At 67.6% G+C, this 16,508-nt stretch carries 20 protein-coding genes; 11 read left to right on the top strand and 9 right to left on the bottom strand.

Translation table 11 applies throughout. The features are described 5' to 3' along the window. Positions 1 to 133: 133 nt before the first annotated feature. The gene (fasR, locus tag AC5Y4D_RS20985; RefSeq protein WP_499946186.1) at positions 134 to 820 is read left to right on the top strand and encodes an HTH-type transcriptional activator FasR; all 687 of its coding nucleotides are present in this window, start codon (positions 134 to 136) and stop codon (positions 818 to 820) included. Here the strand turns inward: fasR and AC5Y4D_RS20980 are convergent. Continuing rightward, a complete protein-coding gene (locus tag AC5Y4D_RS20980; RefSeq protein ID WP_499946187.1) occupies positions 817 to 1,074 on the bottom strand; it encodes a DUF3107 domain-containing protein in 258 nt (85 codons plus the stop codon). The genes fasR and AC5Y4D_RS20980 overlap by 4 nt on opposite strands. A 213-nt stretch (positions 1,075 to 1,287) precedes the next feature. Here AC5Y4D_RS20980 and AC5Y4D_RS20975 point away from each other — a divergent pair, with 213 nt between their 5' ends. Further along, the gene (locus tag AC5Y4D_RS20975) at positions 1,288 to 1,983 is read left to right on the top strand and encodes an MmpS family transport accessory protein (protein WP_500038127.1); all 696 of its coding nucleotides are present in this window, start codon (positions 1,288 to 1,290) and stop codon (positions 1,981 to 1,983) included. Between the two features lie 4 nt (positions 1,984 to 1,987). Here AC5Y4D_RS20975 and AC5Y4D_RS20970 read toward each other — a convergent pair whose 3' ends face one another. Then, on the bottom strand, positions 1,988 to 2,683 hold the full coding sequence (locus AC5Y4D_RS20970) for a ferritin-like fold-containing protein (protein ID WP_499946189.1): 696 nt from the start codon (positions 2,681 to 2,683) through the stop codon (positions 1,988 to 1,990). 268 nt (positions 2,684 to 2,951) lie between these two features. Between AC5Y4D_RS20970 and AC5Y4D_RS20965 the strand changes: the two genes are divergently transcribed. Then, positions 2,952 to 4,460 carry a DEAD/DEAH box helicase gene (locus AC5Y4D_RS20965; RefSeq protein ID WP_500038126.1) on the top strand — a complete coding sequence of 503 codons (1,509 nt, stop codon included), beginning with the start codon at positions 2,952 to 2,954 and terminating at the stop codon, positions 4,458 to 4,460. Positions 4,461 to 4,475: 15 nt separating this feature from the next. Continuing rightward, positions 4,476 to 5,690 (top strand): Rv3212 family protein, encoded by a 1,215-nt coding sequence (locus AC5Y4D_RS20960; RefSeq protein WP_500038125.1) that lies wholly within the window; start codon positions 4,476 to 4,478, stop codon positions 5,688 to 5,690. Positions 5,691 to 5,786: 96 nt separating this feature from the next. Here AC5Y4D_RS20960 and AC5Y4D_RS20955 read toward each other — a convergent pair whose 3' ends face one another. Next, positions 5,787 to 6,590 (bottom strand): ParA family protein, encoded by an 804-nt coding sequence (locus tag AC5Y4D_RS20955; RefSeq protein WP_499941851.1) that lies wholly within the window; start codon positions 6,588 to 6,590, stop codon positions 5,787 to 5,789. 85 nt (positions 6,591 to 6,675) lie between these two features. On the opposite strand from AC5Y4D_RS20955, the gene AC5Y4D_RS20950 reads away from it, so the two are divergent. Genes AC5Y4D_RS20950 through AC5Y4D_RS20940 form a run of 3 tightly spaced genes read left to right on the top strand, consistent with a single transcriptional unit; the run spans position 6,676 to position 8,845 of the window. Continuing rightward, on the top strand, positions 6,676 to 7,287 hold the full coding sequence (locus tag AC5Y4D_RS20950; RefSeq protein ID WP_499941850.1) for an acid phosphatase: 612 nt from the start codon (positions 6,676 to 6,678) through the stop codon (positions 7,285 to 7,287). Continuing rightward, entirely contained in the window at positions 7,284 to 8,372 is a 1,089-nt protein-coding gene (locus AC5Y4D_RS20945; RefSeq protein WP_500038124.1) for an isochorismate synthase, read from the top strand. Before AC5Y4D_RS20950 ends, AC5Y4D_RS20945 begins: the two co-directional genes overlap by 4 nt. 44 nt (positions 8,373 to 8,416) lie before the next feature. Further along, positions 8,417 to 8,845, top strand: a complete 429-nt coding sequence (locus AC5Y4D_RS20940) for a GNAT family N-acetyltransferase (RefSeq protein WP_500038160.1) — start codon at positions 8,417 to 8,419, stop codon at positions 8,843 to 8,845. On the opposite strand, the gene AC5Y4D_RS20935 is transcribed toward AC5Y4D_RS20940, so the two are convergent. After that, positions 8,797 to 9,228 (bottom strand): hypothetical protein, encoded by a 432-nt coding sequence (locus tag AC5Y4D_RS20935; RefSeq protein WP_500038123.1) that lies wholly within the window; start codon positions 9,226 to 9,228, stop codon positions 8,797 to 8,799. The genes AC5Y4D_RS20940 and AC5Y4D_RS20935 overlap by 49 nt on opposite strands. 46 nt (positions 9,229 to 9,274) lie before the next feature. On the opposite strand from AC5Y4D_RS20935, the gene AC5Y4D_RS20930 reads away from it, so the two are divergent. Both AC5Y4D_RS20930 and whiB1 read left to right on the top strand, forming a co-directional pair. Further along, positions 9,275 to 10,240: a diacylglycerol/lipid kinase family protein gene (locus AC5Y4D_RS20930; RefSeq protein WP_500038122.1), complete on the top strand. Its 966-nt coding sequence runs from the start codon at positions 9,275 to 9,277 to the stop codon at positions 10,238 to 10,240. A gap of 282 nt (positions 10,241 to 10,522) precedes the next feature. Next, entirely contained in the window at positions 10,523 to 10,777 is a 255-nt protein-coding gene (gene whiB1 / locus AC5Y4D_RS20925) for a transcriptional regulator WhiB1 (RefSeq protein WP_036353357.1), read from the top strand. A 65-nt stretch (positions 10,778 to 10,842) separates the two neighbouring features. On the opposite strand, the gene AC5Y4D_RS20920 is transcribed toward whiB1, so the two are convergent. Next, the gene (locus AC5Y4D_RS20920; RefSeq protein WP_499941842.1) at positions 10,843 to 12,345 is read right to left on the bottom strand and encodes a sensor histidine kinase; all 1,503 of its coding nucleotides are present in this window, start codon (positions 12,343 to 12,345) and stop codon (positions 10,843 to 10,845) included. 15 nt (positions 12,346 to 12,360) lie between these two features. Then, complete coding sequence (locus tag AC5Y4D_RS20915; protein WP_499941919.1) at positions 12,361 to 12,576, bottom strand: biotin/lipoyl-binding carrier protein; 216 nt, start codon at positions 12,574 to 12,576, stop codon at positions 12,361 to 12,363. 184 nt (positions 12,577 to 12,760) lie between these two features. Here AC5Y4D_RS20915 and AC5Y4D_RS20910 point away from each other — a divergent pair, with 184 nt between their 5' ends. After that, positions 12,761 to 12,835 carry a 50S ribosomal protein bL37 gene (locus AC5Y4D_RS20910; RefSeq protein WP_089025046.1) on the top strand — a complete coding sequence of 25 codons (75 nt, stop codon included), beginning with the start codon at positions 12,761 to 12,763 and terminating at the stop codon, positions 12,833 to 12,835. A 3-nt stretch (positions 12,836 to 12,838) separates the two neighbouring features. Here AC5Y4D_RS20910 and rsrA read toward each other — a convergent pair whose 3' ends face one another. Next, positions 12,839 to 13,144: a mycothiol system anti-sigma-R factor gene (gene rsrA / locus AC5Y4D_RS20905; protein ID WP_499941840.1), complete on the bottom strand. Its 306-nt coding sequence runs from the start codon at positions 13,142 to 13,144 to the stop codon at positions 12,839 to 12,841. Beyond that, on the bottom strand, positions 13,141 to 13,791 hold the full coding sequence (locus AC5Y4D_RS20900; RefSeq protein WP_499941917.1) for a sigma-70 family RNA polymerase sigma factor: 651 nt from the start codon (positions 13,789 to 13,791) through the stop codon (positions 13,141 to 13,143). The genes rsrA and AC5Y4D_RS20900 overlap by 4 nt, the downstream gene beginning before the upstream one ends. Before the next feature lie 290 nt (positions 13,792 to 14,081). On the opposite strand from AC5Y4D_RS20900, the gene AC5Y4D_RS20895 reads away from it, so the two are divergent. Further along, a complete protein-coding gene (locus AC5Y4D_RS20895; protein ID WP_499941838.1) occupies positions 14,082 to 14,930 on the top strand; it encodes an SDR family oxidoreductase in 849 nt (282 codons plus the stop codon). Here AC5Y4D_RS20895 and AC5Y4D_RS20890 read toward each other — a convergent pair. Continuing rightward, positions 14,915 to 16,438, bottom strand: a complete 1,524-nt coding sequence (locus AC5Y4D_RS20890) for a long-chain-fatty-acid--CoA ligase (protein WP_500038159.1) — start codon at positions 16,436 to 16,438, stop codon at positions 14,915 to 14,917. The genes AC5Y4D_RS20895 and AC5Y4D_RS20890 overlap by 16 nt on opposite strands. Between the last annotated feature and the right edge of the window lie 70 nt (positions 16,439 to 16,508).

Raw genomic sequence — 16,508 nt, 5'->3', positions numbered from 1 at the left:
CTGCGACAGACCCGGCCACGCGGGATAACGCCGGTTCGGATCGGCGGGACGCCGCAGGTAGTAGTCTTCTTGCGACATACGGTGCGACTTCGGGGATGGCAAAATAGGCGCACCAGCAACGGATTGAGGACCGATGAGCGATCTCGCCAAGGCGGCGCCGCGACGCGCTGTCAGGTCGGCCGACGGCGTTCGGCCCGGCGACGGCGCCGTCCCGTCCAACCGGCGCGGCAACCGGCTGCCGCGCGATGAGCGTCGCGGCCAGTTACTTATCGTCGCCAGCGACGTGTTCGTCGATCGCGGCTACCACGCCGCCGGGATGGACGAGATCGCCGACCGGGCCGGCGTCAGCAAACCTGTTCTGTACCAACACTTTTCCAGCAAGCTGGAACTGTATCTGGCGGTGCTGAACCGGCACGTGGACAACCTGGTGTCCGGCGTGCAACAGGCCCTGGACCGGACCACCGACAACCGCCAGCGACTGCACTCCGCGGTCCAGGCGTTCTTCGACTTCATCGAGCACGACAGCCAGGGCTATCGGCTGATCTTCGAGAACGACTACGTCACCGAGCCCGAGGTCGCCGCGCAGGTGCGGGTCGCGACCGAATCGTGCATCGACGCGGTGTTCGCGCTGATCGCCGAGGACTCGGGGCTGGATCCGCACCGCGCCCGGATGATCGCTGTCGGGCTGGTCGGCATGAGCGTGGACAGCGCCCGGTACTGGCTGGACTCCGACCGTCCGATCTCGAAGTCAGCCGCGGTCGACGGCACCGTGCAGTTCGCCTGGGGCGGCCTGTCGCACGTGCCGCTGACCCGCTCCTAACTCTTCCCCGCGACTTCCGCACCGACTGCGCCGACACCGAATCCGACGCGCCGCGCGTCGGCGACCCCGATCTCGACGTAGGCGATCTTGGCCGCATTGACCAGGAAGCGACGGCCGCGCTCGTCGTTGAGGGCCAGCAGCCCCGATTCGTCGCGCAACGCGGCGCCGACGAGTTCTTCCACCTCCGCGGGCGTCTGCCCACTGGAGAACACCAACTCGCGCGGGCTGTCCGTGATACCGATCTTGACCTCCACGGGTCCCCTTCCGTTGGCGTTGCGTCGTAAACGTCTCAGCAGCAGGCTAATCGACAAGTCCGACCGCCAGCGCGCCGCGCCCCCTGACCGGCAGTTCGCGGTTAGCGAACGAACCCGTCACGATTCGGTCTAGCCGCCGCCGGGCCCGCCCCCGCTGATCGGACCGTCGATACCATCGGCATCATCAGTAACACGCGTAACACCCTCTACGACATGGACCGGGAGACCGAGGACTACCCGGACGATGACGGCTGGGCCGGCTACGACGCCGACGACGAGAGTTGGGACGACGACGACGGCGAGGAGTGGGGCTGGCCGGCAGACCACCGCTGGCGCCCGGTCGCCTTGTTCATCGGCGTCGTGGTGGCTATCGGCGCCGTCGCAACCGCGGTCATCATCAACAGCGGCGACAGCGCGACGACCAAGGCCACCGTGGGTGCGCCGACCCCGCGCACGGTGATTTCCACCACATCGCGCCAGCCGGCCCCGCCGAGCCTGTCACCGACGCCGACCACCACTGCGCCCAGCGCCAAACAGCTGCCGCCGGAAACGGTCACCACCTTGACACCCTCCAACACCGCGCCCACCAGGACCGCGGCACCGGCACCCACCGCTGCCCCGCCCGGTGCGGCGCTGAACCCGCGCACCGTCGTCTACAGCGTGACCGGGACCAAGCAACTCTTCGACATGGTGAACATCGTCTACACCGACGCGCGGGGCTTTCCCGTGACCGAGTTCAACGTCGCACTGCCGTGGTCGAAAATGGTCGTCCTCAACCCCGGCGTGCAGACCGAGTCGGTGATCGCGACCAGCATCTACGGTCAGCTGAACTGCTCGATCGTCAACGCCCAGGGCCAGCTGGTCAAAGCCTCCGCCAACAACTCGGCGCTGACGACCTGCACCCGTTGACCCGTCAGCTCAACCCCAGTTCGCGCATCCGCTGGTTGTGCGTCTGCTGCAGGCGATCGAAGAACGCACCGAGCTGACCCAGCCCGCCACCCCCGGAAAGCACCAGGTCGACCAGCTCGTCGTGGTCGGCCAGCAGGAACTGCGCCTGGGTGATGGCTTCGCCGAGCAACCGGCGGGACCACAACGCCAACCGGCTGCGCTGCTTGCCGCTGGAAGTCACCGCGGCGCGCACTTCGGCGACGACGAACTGCGAGTGCCCGGTTTCCGACAGCGCCGCGCGGACCACGTCAGCGACTTCGTCGGGCAGACCGCCGGCGATCTCCAGATACAGGTCGGCGGCCAGAGCATCGCCGACGTAGGTCTTGACCAACGCTTCCAGCCACGTGCTCGGAGTGGTCAGCCGGTGATAGTTCTCCAGCGCCGAAACGTACTTCGACATCGCCGCAACCACGTCCACGCCACGCTTTTCCAGCGCGTCGTGCAACAACTCGTAATGCCCCATCTCGGCGGCGGCCATGCTGGCCATCGAGATCCGGCCACGCAGATCCGGTGCCATCCGCGCCTCGTCGGTCAACCGGTAGAACGCGGCCACTTCGCCGTAGGCGAGCAGTGCGAATAGTTCGTTGACGCCGGGATGGTCCGCCGACAGCCGGGGACTGGGCGAATCCGCCACTTCGTCGGCAGCTGAGGGCGGGGGCATGGCAACACTGTAGTAGGCAGCCGGGGAACAGGACGGGCCCCGCTGGGCGACCAGGTATGATGACTGATTGGTAGTGGCTGAATCTGTGCTGCCACCACCGAGGAAATGTGCGTGCACGTAGCCGCCCGCCCAAATTTTTCGATATCACCGAGCGGGCCCGGCGAAGTAGTCGAGTCGGAACTGGTGCGCGCGTGAACCGCGACACAGAACAGCACGAACTAGTCCGATTCAAGTTCGATTACTTCACCGGAAGGCATTCCACCCGCGTATGACCGCACTCAAAAGCACCTCTGGACTCACCTTTGCCAAACTCGGAGTTCGCGACGAAATCGTCCGCGCTCTGGCCGAGAAGGGCATTGAAACCCCCTTTGCCATCCAAGAATTGACCCTGCCGCTTGCCCTGGCCGGCGAGGATGTGATCGGCCAGGCCCGCACCGGTATGGGCAAGACCTTCGGCTTCGGTGTGCCGCTGCTGCAGCGCATCACCTCCGACACCGCCACCCGCCCGCTGACCGGTGCCCCGCGCGCCCTGATCGTCGTGCCGACGCGGGAGTTGTGCCTGCAGGTCAACGGTGACCTGGCGACCGCCGCCAAGTACCTGACCGCAGCCAAAGACGACGGCGGCGAGCGCCCGTTGTCGGTGGTGGCCATCTACGGTGGCCGCGCCTACGAACCGCAGATCGAGGCCTTGCACAAGGGCGCCGACGTCGTGGTGGGCACCCCGGGCCGGCTGCTCGACCTGTGCCAGCAGGGCCACCTGCAGCTGGGCGGTTTGTCGGTGCTGGTGCTCGACGAGGCCGACGAGATGCTCGACCTGGGCTTCCTGCCCGACATCGAGCGCATCCTGCGGCAAATCCCCGGCGACCGCCAGTCGATGTTGTTCTCGGCGACCATGCCCGATCCGATCATCACCCTGGCCCGCACGTTCATGGTCCAGCCCACCCACATCCGGGCCGAGGCCCCGCATTCCCTGGCCGTGCACGACACCACCGAGCAATTCGTCTACCGCGCGCACGCGCTGGACAAGGTCGAGCTGGTCAGCCGCATCCTGCAGGCCGACGGGCGCGGCGCGACCATGATCTTCACCCGCACCAAGCGCACCGCCCAGAAGGTGTCCGACGAGTTGCACGAGCGCGGCTTCGCCGTCGGCGCCGTCCACGGCGATCTCGGTCAGATCGCGCGCGAGAAGGCTCTCAAGGCGTTCCGTTCCGGCGACATCAACGTTTTGGTCGCCACCGACGTGGCCGCTCGCGGCATCGACATCGACGACGTCACCCACGTCATCAACTACCAGTGCCCCGAGGACGACAAGATGTACGTCCACCGCATCGGTCGCACCGGCCGCGCCGGTCGCACCGGCGTCGCGGTGACGCTGGTGGACTGGGACGAGCTGGAGCGTTGGGGGACGATCGACAAGGCACTCGGACTGGACTCGCCCGACCCGGCCGAGACCTACTCCAATTCCCCGCATCTGTACTCCGAGCTGTCCATCCCGACGGAGGCCGGCGGCGCCGTCGGCGCGCCGCGTAAGGCGCCGGCCAAGCGCCGCGAGACCGGCAACGACGGTTCGGCCCGTCCCGCTCGTCGCACCACCAAACAACGCAAGCGCACCCGAGGCGGCAAGCCGGTCACCGGTCACCCCGTCAGCCCCAACGGTGAAGCCGCGGCCGAAGCCCCGCCCGCCGCTGGTGCCACCTCGGCTACCCCGTCCAGCTCGTCTGCCCGGCGGCGCCGTCGTCGGCGCAAGCCGGCGGATGCCGCTGCTGCGACGAACTGAGCCATACTCACTTCCGTGGTCCGACCCGAGCGCCGCACCAAGGCCGACATCGTGGGCGCCGCGACAATCGCGCTCGTCGTCGCCGTCGTGGCGGGCCTGATCTGGTGGACTAGCGACGCCCGGGCCACCATCAGCCGGCCGGCGGCCGTTCCGGCCCCGACCCCGACTCCGGCTCGGGAAGTGCCTGCCGCGCTGCGTCAGCTGTGGGCCGCACCCAGTCCGGCCACTCGGGTGCCGGTGGTGGCCGGCGGAACCGTGGCAACCGGAAACGGCCGTCTGGTGGAGGGGCGCGACCCCAACACCGGTCAACCGCTGTGGAGCTACTCGCGCGACGCCGACCTGTGCGGGGTGACGTGGATCTACCACTACGCCGTCGCGGTCTACCGTGACGACCGCGGATGCGGGCAGGTCAGCACCATCGACGGGTCGACGGGCCGGCGTGGACCCGCCCGCACCAGCTACGCCGATCCGCGGGTGCGGCTGTCGTCCGATGGCACCACGGTGTTGTCGGCGGGCAGCACCCGGCTGGAGATGTGGCGGTCGGACATGGTCCGAATGCTCGCCTACGGCGAGACCGACGCGCGGGTGAAGCCGTCGGCGCGCGGACTGCACTCGGGCTGCACCCTGGAATCGGCCGCCGCCAGCTCGTCGGCGGTGTCGGTGCTCGAGTCCTGCGCCAACCAGGCCGACATGCGCCTGCTGCTACTGCGCCCGGGCAAGGAGGACGACGAACCGGTGCAGCAGGTTGTGCAGGAACCCGGCGTGCGACCGGGCACCGGCGCGCGGGTGCTGGTGGTCTCGCAGAACCGCACCGCGGTGTATCTGCCGACACCACAGCCCCGGGTCGACGTCGTCGACGACACCGGCACCCCGGTGTCGAGCACGCTGGTGGCCGGCCCGCCGGCCGAATCGGCGGTCGTGTCGCAGAGCGGCGGGGTGGTCACCTGGTGGACCGGGGACGCGCTGCTGGTGTTCGATTCGAGCAGCTTGGCGCTGCGTTACACGATCGCCGCTGGTGAGACGGCTGTTCCGCTGGGGCCGGGAGTGATGATGGCGGGGCAGATGTTGGTGCCGGTGACCGGCGCGATCGGGGTGTACGACCCGGTGAGCGGTGAGCCCAGCCGATACATTCCGGTGGAACGACAACCCGGCAATTCGGCTGTCATCCCGGTGGTGTCGGGTTCGCGGGTGTTCGAGCAGCGCGGCGAGACCCTGGTCGCGCTCGGTTAAGGCGCGCTAAGGCGCGCTGAGGGGCCGCGAGCAGACGCAGAATCGCACAAAATCGCCTGATTTCGTGCGATTCTGCGTCTGCTCGCCCGGGCGAGGCTAGCTGTATTCGACGGTGAAGGTCGGCAGCGGCTTGCCGGTCTTCCAGTGCTTGAGCAGCGCCTGCGCCAACTCGCGATAGGCCAGCGCGCCCTTGTTCTTGCGTCCGGCCAGCACCGACGACCCCGACGCGCTTGCTTCGGCGAAGCGCACCGTGCGCGGGATCGGCGGCGCCAACACCGGCAGCTCGTAGCGGTCGGCGACATCGAGCAGCACGTCACGGGTGTGGGTGGTGCGCGAGTCGTACAGCGTCGGCAACGCGCCGACCAACCGCAGGTTGGGGTTGGTGATCTGCTGGACGTCGGAGACGGTCCGCAGGAACTGACCCACCCCTCGATGCGCCAACGTCTCGCATTGCAGCGGCACCATGACCTCGTCGGCCGCGGTGAGCCCGTTGAGGGTGAGCACGCCCAGCGACGGCGGACAGTCGATGATCACCACGTCGAAATCGTCGGCGAGTTTGGCCAGCGCCCGCTTCAGCGCGTACTCGCGCCCGGCCCGCATCAGCAACATCGCTTCGGCGCCCGCGAGGTCGATGTTGGCCGGTAGCAGCGTCATGCCCTCGGCGGTGGACACCAGAGCCGCGCTCGGCTCGACGTCGCCGAGCAGTACCTCGTGCACCGAGACGGGAAGTTTGTCGGGGTCCTGGCCCAGCGAGAACGTCAGGCATCCCTGTGGGTCCAGGTCGACGAGCAGCACCCGCTTGCCCTTGTCCACCATCGCCGCCCCGAGCGAGGCGACCGTGGTCGTTTTGGCCACCCCGCCCTTCTGGTTGGCCACCGCCAGCACGCGCATGTCAGTCACAGTGCCCATCCTGGCACGTACCGGCGCGACTGGTCGGGGTGGCAGCCCGCCGAGGTGCTGGCGTGTCTCGGGCAGAATCGCTGGCATGGGCGTGCACGACCACCGGTTGCTGTTGTTGCGACACGGCGAGACCGAGTGGTCCAGATCCGGGCAGCACACCGGCCGCACCGACATCGAGCTGACGGCTCCCGGGCGGGAGCAGGCCGAGTTCGCCGGAGTCGTCCTCGGCGAGCTCGATCTGCAGCACCCGTTCGTGTTCTGCAGCCCGCGTCGCCGCACCCTGGCGACCGCCGATCTGGCCGGGCTCATCATCGATCAGGTCACCCCGCTGCTCGCGGAATGGGATTACGGCGAGTACGAAGGTCTGACGACTCCGCAGATCCACGAGTTCGACCCGGATTGGCTGGTCTGGACGCACGGCTGCCCCGGCGGGGAAAGTGTCGAGCAGGTCAGCGAACGCGCCGACCGAGCCATCGCGCTGGCACTGGAGAACATGGAGTCGCGCGACGTGTTGTTCGTCAGCCACGGCCACTTCTCCCGCGCGGTGATCACCCGTTGGGTCCAACAACCGCTGACCGCGGGCAGCCGCTTCGGTATGCCCACCGCGACGATCGCGGTCTGCGGGTTCGAACACGGCCTGCGCCAGCTCAGCCAGCTCGGGCTCAGCTGTCATCCCCGTCCGAGCGCAGTGGCGTGAGCCCCGAACCGTCGTTCGCGCTGACCGGACCGCGCGGAACGTGGGTAGCCGACGGTGTGCGGTCCCGCTACGACGACGTGCGGGACGCCCAGGCCGCGCTGCGTTCCGGAGCGGTGCCAATAGTGTTGGGCGCGTTGCCTTTCGACGTGTCCCGGTCGGCTGCGTTGCTGACGCCGGAGCGCGTCGGCGCGCGCTCCGCCTGGCCGACGGGACCGGCACCGTCGGTGCGCGTCGACGCGGCCGTGCCCCCGCCCGCCGAGCACCGGTCCCGGATCAGCCGGGCGCGGGATCGGCTGGCCGATCCGGGCAATTCGTTGCACAAGGTGGTGCTGGCCAGATCGTTGCGGTTGGTCGCCGAGGCGCCACTGGACGTCCGCGTGGTCCTGGGCAGACTCGCCGCCGCCGACCCGACCGCCTACAGCTACCTGGTCGACCTGACCGCTGCCGGCGCGGACTACGCCGGGGCCGCCCTGGTGGGCGCCAGCCCCGAACTCCTGGTGGCGCGCTCCGGTGAGCAGGTGGTGTGCCGGCCGTTCGCCGGGTCGGCGCCCCGCTCCTCTGACCCCGACGCCGACGCCGCGAACGGGACCGCGCTGGCCGAATCGGACAAGAACCGCCACGAGCATCGACTGGTCATCGACACCATGCGCGCGGCCCTGGAACCGTTGTGCGCCGACCTCACCATCGCCGCCGAGCCGCAGTTGAGTCGCACCGCGGCGGTCTGGCACCTGTGCACCCCGATCGTCGGCCGCTTGCGCGACACGTCAACGACCGCAATCGATTTGGCGCTGGCCCTGCATCCCACCCCGGCCGTCGGCGGGGTACCGACAGCTGCGGCCACCGAGCTGATCGCCGAACTGGAAGGTGACCGCGGCTTCTACGCCGGTGCGGTGGGCTGGTGCGATGCCCGGGGCGACGGCGACTGGGTGGTGTCTATCCGGTGCGCGCAACTCTCGGCCGACCGTCGCACCGCACTGGCACACGCGGGCGGCGGCATCGTCGCCGAGTCCGATCCCGACGACGAAGTAGTCGAAACCACAACGAAATTCGCGACCATCCTGAACGCATTGGGAGTCGAGCAGTGAACATCCGCCGCGCCACGCCCGACGACGTCGCCGACATCACCGCCATGATCCACGAACTCGCCGAGTTCGAGCATGCCGCCGAACACTGCGCAGCGACCGAAAAGCAGTTAGCGACAGCACTTTTCGAGACTGATCCGACTGTGCACGGGCACGTGGCCGAGGTCGACGGGCGGGTCGCCGCGATGGCGCTGTGGTTCCTCAACTTCTCCACCTGGGACGGCGCGGCCGGCATCTATTTGGAAGACCTCTACGTGCGTCCGGGGTATCGGCGCCGCGGCCTGGCCCGTGGGTTGCTGGCGACGTTGGCCGGTGAATGCGTCGCCAACGGCTACACGCGACTGGCGTGGGCGGTGCTCAACTGGAACGTCGACGCGATCGCCCTGTACGACGGGGTCGGCGCGGTTCCGCAGCGAGAATGGACTACCTATCGGTTGTCCGGTCCGGAACTGACCGCGCTGGCCGAGCCCCGCTGATCGTCGCCGGCGGCCCAGCGCACGGCCGTCGGGCTGAACAGCAGGGCGAGCGTGGCCAGCGCCAACAATCCGAGCGGGATACCGAATTGCAGCCGGTGTGAACCCACCGCCACATACCAGGCCACCGGTAGCAGCAGCAGCTGGGTGAACACAGCCAGTCCGCGGCCCCACCGCCGACCGGTGATCAGCGCCCATCCCCCCGCCAGCACCGCAACCCCGACCACCACGAACCAGGCCGCAGTGCCCAGGCCGTTGACCACGTGCTGGTCGGCTCCCGCCACCGCACGGATCACCAGAATGATCGCTACCGCCAGCGCCGCCACGCCCTGCGCCGCCACGAGCAAACCGGCACGACGAATGGTGGGCGGGGCGGGGTTGGTCACAGACGCCAGCGTAAAGCGTGACCTCACATCCGTAAGCTCAAGCGTCATGCGTGCCATGTTGATCGCCAACCCGATCGCCACCAGCATCACCCCGGCCGCCCGCGAACTGGTGACGCACGCTCTGGAGAGCCGGGTGCAGCTCACCGTCGCGAATACCGAACACGCCGGCCACGCCGAGGAACTCGGCCGGTCCGCCGTCGCCGAGGGATACGACTTGGTGGTGGTGCACGGCGGAGACGGGACCGTGAGTGCGGTGGTCAACGGCATGCTGGGCCGTCCCGGATCGACGCCGGCCGGCCCGGTGCCGGCGGTGGCGATCGTCCCCGGGGGCTCGGCGAATGTGCTGGCGCGGGCGCTCGGCATCCACCGGGATCCGACCGAGGCGACCAACCAGCTCATCGAGCTGCTCGACGCATACGAGCGGCACCGCCAGTGGCGCCGCATCTCGCTGATCGACTGCGGCGAGCTGTGGGCGATCGTCAACGCCGGGCTGGGTGTCGATGCGGAGGTGCTGGAGGCGGTCGAAGCGGCCCGCGAGCGGGGCGTGAAGGTGACGCCGATGAATTACTGGCGGATCGCGGTGCCCGTCTCGGTGAAATTCAGTCGCCGCCCGCCGAACCTCATCCTGCAGCAGCCCGAGCAGCAGCCGGTATCGGGCGTGCACTTCGTCTGGGTGTGCAACACCAACGTCTGGACCTACAGCGACGACAAGCCCATGGTCACCAACCCCGGGGCCAGCTTCGAATCGGATCTGGGCATCTTCGCGCTCACCAAGATGAAGCTGATCCCTACCGTGCGCGTACTTCGCCAACTCCTCGCAAAGCGACCCGATCCGAAGGCCGAGCAACTGATCCGCAATGACGACGTCGGTTACGTCACCGTCACGAAGATGGACGCCCCGGCCGCATTTCAGTGCGACGGCGAATACCTAGGTCTGCGTGATTCGATCACGTTCCGATCGGTCCGGAACGCCTTGTCGGTGGTCGCCCCGCTGCCGGCTTCAACCCGCTGACCTGCGCGATCCAAGCTGTGACTGGCCCGCGACAAAACTGTGGGGCGAAATTCGCCGAGTAGTGTAGTACAACTGGTTAAGGGCATGGGTAAGAGTTCGTTGAAGTGAGATAGCCCACGAGCCCGCGTAACGCTATTGACATCTGTTGAGCCTGTGAAACGATCAAAAGGTTGCATGCGTCAGATATGCAGAGGTACGGAACCCCTTTCTTGTGCACGGTTCAACAGCCAAGAAGAAAATGCCCGTGCGCAGTGCTGCGCACATAGTGAGGAGTAGCAACTAATGGATTGGCGCCATAGGGCGGTCTGTCGCGACGAAGATCCGGAACTGTTCTTCCCGGTTGGGAACAGCGGACCGGCACTTGCGCAGATCGCTGACGCGAAACTGGTCTGTAATCGGTGTCCGGTGACCACCGAGTGCCTCGGCTGGGCTCTGAACACCGGCCAGGACTCCGGCGTCTGGGGCGGAATGAGTGAAGACGAGCGGCGCGCACTCAAGCGTCGCAACGCCCGGACGAAGGCTCGCAGCGGAGTCTGATACCAACGTTCGACCAACAGGTGCGGTCCCGGCAATTGCCGGGGCCGCACTGTTTTGCGCACCCGTCATGCCAGAAGCCGGCCCCGTCGACCGATCGGCACCCGCAGTACCACGTCGGTGCCCCGATCGAGGCCGTCCCGCATGCTCAGCGACCCGTCCAATTCCGCCGAGACCAGCGTCCGCACGATCTGTAGCCCCAGGCTGTCGGACTTCTCCAGGCTGAATCCCTCGGGCAATCCGCGCCCGTCATCGTGCACCACGACGTCCAGCCAGCGCGCCGAGCGCTCGGCCCGGATCGTCACCGATCCGACCGCGGCCGTCGGGTCGAACGCGTGCTCGATCGCGTTCTGCACCAGTTCGGTGATGACCATGATCAGTGCCGTCGCGCGGTCGGAGTCCAGCACTCCCAGGTCGCCGACGCGGTTGATCCGGATGGGGCGGTCGACGGAGGCCACGTCGTTCATGATCGGCAGGATCCGGTCGATCACCTCGTCGAGGTTGACCTGCTCGTCCACCGACATCGACAACGCGTCGTGGACCAGCGCGATCGACGACACCCGGCGCACCGATTCGATCAGCGCTTCGCGCCCCTCGGCGTTGACGGTCCGCCGGGCCTGCAGACGCAGCAACGCCGCGACCGTCTGCAGATTGTTCTTCACCCGGTGGTGAATCTCGCGGATGGTCGCGTCCTTGGAGATCAGGGCGCGGTCGCGGCGTTTGACCTCGGTGACGTCGCGGATCAGGATCGCCGCTCCGGCGTTCTCCCCGTGCACCACCAGCGGCAGTGTGCGCAGCAGCACGGTGGCGCCGCCGGCGTCGACCTCCATACGCATGCTGGATCCGCCGGCCAGCAGGTTGAGGATGTGCTCGGCCACCTCCTGCGCCTCGAACGGGTCCGAGATCAACGGGCGGGTCACCTTGATCAGGTTGTGCCCCTCCAACTCGCTGGTCAGGCCCATCCGGTGGTAGGCCGACAAAGCGTTGGGACTGGCATAGGCGACGATGCCGTCGACGTCGAGGCGGATGAAGCCGTCGCCCGCGCGCGGGGTGGACCGTGACATGGCGACGTCGCCGACGTCGGGGAAAGTGCCCTCGGCGATCATGTGCAGCAGATCGGTCGCGCAGTCCCGGTAGGCGGTTTCCAAGCCGCCGGACATGCGCTCGGCCGCCGAATCGGTCTGGTGCTGGGTCAGCACGGCCACCACCTGGTCGCGGTAGCGCACCGGGGACGCGGCGACGTTGGGACCGGGCAGTTGCCACGAATGTTGCTCGCCCGCTTCGCTTTCCAGTGCCGGGGAGCCGGCGGCGAAGGTGTCGGCGACCAGCGGCAGCCGATCGGCGGACACGACGCTGCCCACCGCGTCGGTCTGCAGGACCGTCGCGGCGGTATTGGGCCGGCACTGCGCCACGCACACCAGGACTTCGTCGTCGCGGCGGACCCACATCAGGTAGTCGGCGAACGACAGGTCGGCGAGCAACTGCCACTCCCCTACGACGGCGTGGAGGTGGTCGACGGCGTTTCCGGGCAGCACCGTGTGTTCGGCGAGCAGATCACCGAGCGTGGACATGGACCTGGTAGCGGGCTAGCTGATGACGGCGATGAGGTCGCCGGCCTGGATGACGTCGCCGACCGAAACACTCACCTTGCTGACGGTTCCGGCCACTTCGGCCAGGACCGGGATCTCCATCTTCATGGACTCGAGCAGCACCACGGTGTCACCCTGCCCGATTTGGTCGCCCTCGCTGACCACGACTTCGAGCACGCTGGCCACGATTTCGGCGCGAACCTCCTCGGACATCATCACCCCACTCGTCTCGGCCACTGCGCATGCTGGTCTGTCAGGCTCTGTATATCGAACCATAAGGCCGTTCGCGACCGCGGCGCGCGGGCTGTTGACGGCGCATTGCCTGGACCATGAGACACTGGAGGCCAACTGAGCGGCGTGCTGCCGCCTTGAGAGCTTGACGAAATGAGGTTCAGAGATGGCCAAGCGTGGCCGGAAGAAGCGCGACCGCAAGTACAGCAAGGCCAACCACGGCAAGCGGCCCAACGCTTAAGGACTAGAACTCGCCCCGGATGATCGTGGTCCGGCTGATTTGGATCCGCAGCCGTTCCCGCAGGCCGTCGGGGGCTCGTTCACCACTGCATTTGACGGCGATCAGCTCTTTGATCCGTTCCTCCAGCCCGTAATGCTGAAGACAGCCCGGGCAGTTGTCGAGGTGGCTCTGCAGGATCTGCCGTTCGTCGGGCTGGCATTCGCCGTCCAGCAAGGTCCAGATCTGGGCGATCACCTGCGCGCAGCCCAGGTGACTGTCGGCGTCGTGGCTGAGCGGGCAGGAGTCGGCGGAGCCAAGCTGATCACTCATGACGACACCTCCTCGTGTTGTCCGCGGATGAAGCCACGGTCCTTGGCGACATCGGCCAGCAGTTCACGCAGCTGACGCCGTCCGCGGTGCAGCCGAGACATCACGGTACCGATCGGGGTGCCCATGATCTCGGCGATCTCTTTATACGGAAATCCTTCGACGTCGGCGTAGTAAACGGCCATCCGGAACTCTTCGGGCAGGGCCTGCAGCGCCGCTTTGATCTCGGTGTCCGGCAGCGCTTCCAGCGCCTCGACCTCGGCCGACCGCAGCCCGGTCGAGGAATGCTCAGCGTTCGCGGCCAGCTGCCAGTCGGTGATCTCCTCGGTCGGGTATTCCGCCGGTTGCCGCTGCTTCTTGCGGTAGCTGTTGATGTAGGTGTTCGTCAGAATGCGGTACAGCCACGCCTTGAGGTTGGTGCCGGCCCGGAACGACCGGAACCCGGCGTAGGCCTTGACCATCGTTTCCTGCAGCAGGTCCTCGGCGTCGGCGGGATTGCGCGTCATGCGCAGCGCACCACCGTAGAGCTGGTCGAGCAGCGGAATCGCGTCGCGCTCGAAGCGCGCCGTCAGCTCGGCGTCGCTCTCCTGATGCTCGGGCGGCCCGTTCTCGGCGACCGCGGGCCCGGTCTCGCCATCGGTGTCGGCCATCTTGGTCAGCACGGTCCCTTCGGTTGCGGTGTGACCGGACAGCGCAACCAGCGCCGCCGGACTCGCAAGGAAGCGATCCAACCGCTCGTCGCGCAACACGCTCGTCGCAGTTGACACCAGGCTTCCTCCTCCCAATCTAAAGGCCGCGACCGACAACTGCCCGCCCCGGTCGCTCATTGCGTCGGCGACGTCTCAATCAACGGCTTTGCTCGGCGTGGTATTTCCGGGCTGCCCGGCTCAGCCGACGAACCCGGGTCAGCGCAGCTGGGAGCGGGCGTTAGTGTGACGCCATGTCGCTTCAAGGTAAAACCATGTTCATTTCCGGTGCCAGCCGCGGTATCGGGCTGGCGATCGCCAAGCGGGCCGCGCAGGACGGCGCCAACATCGCGCTGATCGCCAAGACCGCCGAGCCGCACCCGAAGCTGCCGGGCACGGTGTACACCGCCGCCAAGGAACTCGAAGAGGCCGGCGGGCAGGCGCTGCCGATCGTGGGTGACGTGCGCGACCCGGAATCCGTCGAATCGGCGGTGGCCAAGACGGTCGAGCAGTTCGGCGGCATCGACATCTGCGTGAACAACGCCTCGGCGATCAACCTCGGATCCATCACCGAGGTGCCGATGAAGCGCTTCGACCTGATGAACGGCATCCAGGTGCGTGGCACCTACGCGGTCTCGCAGGCCTGCATTCCGCACCTCAAGGGCCGCGAGAACCCGCACATCCTGACGCTCTCGCCGCCGGTGCTGCTCGACAAGCAGTGGCTGAAGCCGACCGCGTACATGATGGCCAAGTTCGGTATGACGTTGTGCGCGTTGGGCATTGCCGAGGAGCTGCGCGCCGACGGCATCGCCTCGAACACGTTGTGGCCGCGCACGATGGTGGCCACCGCCGCGGTGCAGAACCTGCTCGGCGGCGACGAGGCGATGGCCCGGTCCCGCAAGCCCGAGGTGTACTCCGACGCCGCCTACGTGATCCTGAACAAGCCGTCGCGGGAGTACACCGGCAACACGCTGCTGTGCGAGGACGTGCTCGTCGAGTCCGGTGTCAGCGACCTGTCGGTCTACGACTGCGTGCCGGGTTCGGAACTGGGCGTGGACTTCTGGGTCGAGGGAGCCAACCCCCCGGGTTACACCGGGTCCTGAGTCTCGGTGTCCTGAGTGGCCGGAACCTCGATTTCGCGCTTGAGGACCTTGCCGGTCGGCCCTTTGGGCAGCGCATCCACCAACCAGATCCGGCGCGGGTACTTGTAGGCCGCCACCCGGGCCTTGACGTAGTCACGCAGTTCGTCGGGTTCGACGGTGGCGTCTTTCTTGAGCGCGACGGCGGCGCCGACGTCCTCACCGAGTTCGTCGTGCGGCACGCCGACCACGGCGGCTTCGGCCACGGCGGGGTGTTCGTAGAGCACCTCTTCGATCTCACGGGGATACACGTTGTAGCCGCCGCGGATGATCATGTCCTTGGTGCGGTCGACGATGTAGAAGTAGCCGTCCTCGTCGACACGCCCGACGTCGCCGGTGGCGAACCAGCCGTGTTCGGAGATGGCGGCAGCGGTGGCGTCGGGCAGGTTCCAGTAACCCCTCATCACGTTGTGGCCGCGGATCTGGATCTCGCCCGGTTCGCCTTGCGGCACCTCGTCGCCGGCGGTGTCCACCACCCGCATCTCGACGTCTTCGACCGGGGTGCCGATGGACCCGGCCTTGCGGGGGCGGTCCGGATGGTTGAACGAGGCCACCGGTGACGTCTCCGACAGTCCGTAGCCCTCCAAAATCATGCAGCCGTAGGCCTTTTCGAAGTCGGTGAGGACCTGGACCGGCAACGACGCACCGCCTGATGCGCAGACCCGCAGGCTTCGGGTGGCCCGCTGTGCGGCCTCGTCGGCGAGGCTGAGCAGCGCCGAATACATCGTCGGCACACCTTCGAAGAGCGTGACACCGTCGCGTTCGATGACCTCGAGGGCCTTGCGCGGGTCGAACCGGGGGATCAGGGTCAGCGTGGCGCCCGCCAGGACTGAGCTGTTCAGTCCGCAGGTCAGGCCGAACACGTGAAACAGCGGTAGGCAACCCATCACCACGTCCTGCGGCCCGATCTGCAGCAGGGTACGGACGCTCAAGTCGACATTGCGGCGCAGGTTGGCGTGAGTCAGCATGGCGCCCTTGGGTTTTCCGGTGGTGCCGGACGTGTGCAGGATGACCGCGACGTCGTCGTCGGCGCGCTCCACCGGCGGGTGGGCGGGCAGGCCCTCGGTCAGCTCGGTCAGCGCCGCGTCGTCGACCAGCCAGCACTGGGCGCCCACCTCGTCGGCGCCGGCGGTGGCCTCGTCGGCGAACAACGGCGTCGCGAAGATCGCTTTGGCACCGCTGTTGGACAGGTAGAAGGCCACCTCGCGCGACTTCAGCAGCGGGTTCATCGGGACCGCGACCGCACCGCGGTACATGATCCCGTAGAACGCGACGGCGAAGGCGGGCGTGTTGGGCAGCATCACCCCCACCCGGTCACCGGGCTCGATACCCGCGCGTTCCAGCAGGGTTGCCACCCGGCCCGCGGCGGCGTCGAACTCGGCGTAGGTGAATTGCAGGTCGTCGAGGCGCAGCGCGACGTGGTCTGGGTAGCGGTCCTTGGCGGCGACGAGGTTGGCGCTCAGAGCTGTCACTTTTCGACTCCCCATCGAGTGGGCGAGCAGACGCAAAAGCCCCTGCAGGCTCGGCGTGTCGGGCGCCTTT

It is taken from the genome of Mycobacterium sp. NGS67 (assembly GCF_059812185.1).
The sequence above is the reverse complement of the archived record's forward strand: the minus strand, read 5'-3'. Positions and strand labels throughout refer to the sequence as shown.

Excerpts from the sequence above, each read along its gene's own strand:
- rsrA (WP_499941840.1), bottom strand. The coding sequence starts at position 13,144 with ATGAGTGATCAGCTTGGCTCCGCCGACTCCTGCCCGCTCAGCCACGAC.
- whiB1 (WP_036353357.1), top strand. The coding sequence starts at position 10,523 with ATGGATTGGCGCCATAGGGCGGTCTGTCGCGACGAAGATCCGGAACTG.
- AC5Y4D_RS20930 (WP_500038122.1), top strand. The coding sequence starts at position 9,275 with ATGCGTGCCATGTTGATCGCCAACCCGATCGCCACCAGCATCACCCCG.
- AC5Y4D_RS20940 (WP_500038160.1), top strand. The coding sequence starts at position 8,417 with ATGATCCACGAACTCGCCGAGTTCGAGCATGCCGCCGAACACTGCGCA.
- AC5Y4D_RS20920 (WP_499941842.1), bottom strand. The coding sequence starts at position 12,345 with ATGTCCACGCTCGGTGATCTGCTCGCCGAACACACGGTGCTGCCCGGA.
- AC5Y4D_RS20915 (WP_499941919.1), bottom strand. The coding sequence starts at position 12,576 with ATGTCCGAGGAGGTTCGCGCCGAAATCGTGGCCAGCGTGCTCGAAGTC.
- AC5Y4D_RS20965 (WP_500038126.1), top strand. The coding sequence starts at position 2,952 with ATGACCGCACTCAAAAGCACCTCTGGACTCACCTTTGCCAAACTCGGA.
- AC5Y4D_RS20975 (WP_500038127.1), top strand. The coding sequence starts at position 1,288 with ATGGACCGGGAGACCGAGGACTACCCGGACGATGACGGCTGGGCCGGC.
- AC5Y4D_RS20970 (WP_499946189.1), bottom strand. The coding sequence starts at position 2,683 with ATGCCCCCGCCCTCAGCTGCCGACGAAGTGGCGGATTCGCCCAGTCCC.
- AC5Y4D_RS20900 (WP_499941917.1), bottom strand. The coding sequence starts at position 13,791 with ATGGCCGACACCGATGGCGAGACCGGGCCCGCGGTCGCCGAGAACGGG.
- AC5Y4D_RS20895 (WP_499941838.1), top strand. The coding sequence starts at position 14,082 with ATGTCGCTTCAAGGTAAAACCATGTTCATTTCCGGTGCCAGCCGCGGT.
- AC5Y4D_RS20950 (WP_499941850.1), top strand. The coding sequence starts at position 6,676 with ATGGGCGTGCACGACCACCGGTTGCTGTTGTTGCGACACGGCGAGACC.
- fasR (WP_499946186.1), top strand. The coding sequence starts at position 134 with ATGAGCGATCTCGCCAAGGCGGCGCCGCGACGCGCTGTCAGGTCGGCC.